The 2,235-nt window shown below is 65.3% G+C and carries 3 protein-coding genes; 2 read left to right on the top strand and 1 reads right to left on the bottom strand.

Annotated elements, in window-relative coordinates:
• Positions 1-6 precede the first annotated feature (6 nt).
• Together B3D39_RS16345 and B3D39_RS16350 are read left to right on the top strand one after the other, a co-directional pair.
• Positions 7-171 carry a hypothetical protein gene (locus tag B3D39_RS16345; RefSeq protein WP_414718021.1) on the top strand — a complete coding sequence of 55 codons (165 nt, stop codon included), beginning with the start codon at positions 7-9 and terminating at the stop codon, positions 169-171.
• A complete protein-coding gene (locus B3D39_RS16350) occupies positions 168-998 on the top strand; it encodes a C40 family peptidase (protein ID WP_274963885.1) in 831 nt (276 codons plus the stop codon). Before B3D39_RS16345 ends, B3D39_RS16350 begins: the two co-directional genes overlap by 4 nt.
• 237 nt (positions 999-1,235) lie before the next feature.
• Here the strand turns inward: B3D39_RS16350 and B3D39_RS16355 are convergent.
• Positions 1,236-2,235: aspartate-semialdehyde dehydrogenase (locus tag B3D39_RS16355; RefSeq protein WP_286789888.1), on the bottom strand; the 1,000-nt coding region annotated here is incomplete at its 5' end.

Consider the following 2,235-nt stretch of genomic DNA (forward strand, 5'->3'; position numbering starts at 1 on the left):
GGCTCGATCACCGCAGCCCTGTTCCTGCGCCGCTTCGTGACCCAGACCGAACGTTTCGCCCATTTCGATATCTATGGCTGGCAACCCGCCGCCGCCCCCGCCCGCCCGAAAGGCGGGGTCGGCCAAGGCGCGCGGGCGATCCTCGCAGCCCTGCCCGAGGTGCTGAAATGACCGACCGTCGCCGCCTGCCCTATTCAGGCGAGATCGCGCTGGAGGCCCTGCGCGGTCAGATCGAGGCGGAAGGCTTCACCCACGGGATGCCTGCGCGGATCGTCGTGCCCGTGACCGATCTTTGCCCCGAGCCCGGAAGCCTGCGCGACCGGCAGCTTCTTTTTGGCGCCGCGGTGACAGTGATCGACCAGCGCGACGGCTTCGCCTTCGTTCAGGCCGCATGGGATGGCTATTGTGGCTGGATCGCCGCCGATACTTTCGGCACGCCCGAACCTTCCACCCATGTCGTGACCGCGCCTGCCACGCATGTCTATCGCGAGGCGGCGATCAAGCGCGGTGAAGTCATGCAGCTCTCGATGGGCGCGCATCTGTCAGTGACGGGCGACGACGGCATGTTCGCCGTGACCGCCGAGGGGTATGTGCCGCGCCAGCATCTGCGCGCGCTCGATCAGCCCGAGGACGATCCGGTCGCGGTGGCCGAGCGGCTGCTGGGCACGCCCTATCTGTGGGGCGGCAACAGCCGTGCGGGGATCGACTGCTCGGGTCTGGTGCAGATCGGTTTCGCGCTGTGCGGGCAGTCCGTGCCGGGCGACAGCGACCTGCAATGGGCGGAAATGGGAGATGTTGTGCCGGAGAGCGCCCCCCTCCAGCGTGGCGATCTGCTGTTCTGGAAAGGTCATGTCGCGCTGGCCTGCGATCGCGAGACGATGATCCATGCCAACGGCCAGACGATGAGCGTGGCCTATGAGGGCATCGAGGCCGCCAAGGCGCGGATCGCGGCGGCAGGCGAAGGGCCGTATCTGGGGGTGAAGCGGGTCACGCGGTAAGGGACGCGCCCGAGCCTTGGGTGGGCGCTTCGATCCGCCTGTGGCCAGGCGCTTTATCTCGCAAGCCCGAGTGACGGTGATGCGCGCGATGACCTCGCCAATGCGCCCTCCCGGGGGGAGGGTCGGGCGCGGCCCGGGCTGGACGCCCGGGCAAACCCTCGTCTCAGAAAACACCGCCAAAAGAAAAACGCCCGATCCTCCGACCGGGCGTTTCCCAAATCCAAAAAGGCCGAACGCTCAGCCCTTCTTGAGCACCCGCTTGCCCAGCGTCTCGGCGATCTGCACCGCGTTCAGGGCCGCGCCCTTGCGCAGGTTATCCGACACGCACCAGATGTTCAGGCCGTTCTCGATGGTCGAGTCCTGACGGATGCGCGAGATGAAGGTGGCGAAATCGCCGACGCATTCGACCGGGGTGACGTAGCCGCCATCTTCGCGCTTGTCGACGACCATGATGCCGGGCGCTTCGCGCAGGATGTCGCGCGCTTCGTCCTCGTCGAGGAACTCCTCGAACTCGATGTTGATCGCTTCCGAGTGGCCCACGAAGACCGGCACGCGCACGCAGGTCGCGGTCAGCTTGATCGCCGGGTCAACGATCTTCTTGGTCTCGGCGACCATCTTCCACTCTTCCTTGGTGGACCCATCGTCGAGGAACACGTCGATATGCGGAATCACGTTGAACGCGATCTGCTTCGGATAGACCTTCGGCTCCACTTCCTGACCGGGGACATACATGCCCTTGGTCTGGTTCCAAAGCTCGTCGATCGCCTCTTTGCCCGAGCCCGACACCGACTGGTAGGTCGAGACGACGACGCGCTTGATCTTGGCGCGGTCATGCAGCGGCTTGAGCGCCACGACCATCTGCGCGGTCGAGCAGTTCGGGTTCGCGATGATGTTTTTCTTCGCGTAACCGTCGACGGCTTCCGGGTTCACCTCCGGCACGACCAGCGGCACGTCCGGGTCGTAGCGGTAGAGCGACGAGTTATCGATCACGATGCAGCCCTGCTTGGCGGCAATGGGCGCGTATTTCTTCGTGGCGTCCGAGCCGATCGCGAACAGCGCGATGTCGTAGCCGGTGAAGTCGAACCCATCGATATCTTTAGTCTTCAGGGTCTGATCGCCAAAGCTGACCTCTGTGCCGAGGCTCCGGCGCGACGCGAGCGGCACCAGTTCATCGACCGGGAACTGGCGCTCGGCCAGGATGTTCAGCATTTCGCGGCCCACGTTCCCCGTGGCGCCC

The sequence above is a fragment of the Thioclava sp. UBA3469 genome (assembly GCF_002378135.1).
Classification (GTDB): domain Bacteria; phylum Pseudomonadota; class Alphaproteobacteria; order Rhodobacterales; family Rhodobacteraceae; genus Thioclava; species Thioclava sediminum.

Excerpts from the sequence above, each read along its gene's own strand:
- B3D39_RS16350 (WP_274963885.1), top strand. The coding sequence starts at position 168 with ATGACCGACCGTCGCCGCCTGCCCTATTCAGGCGAGATCGCGCTGGAG.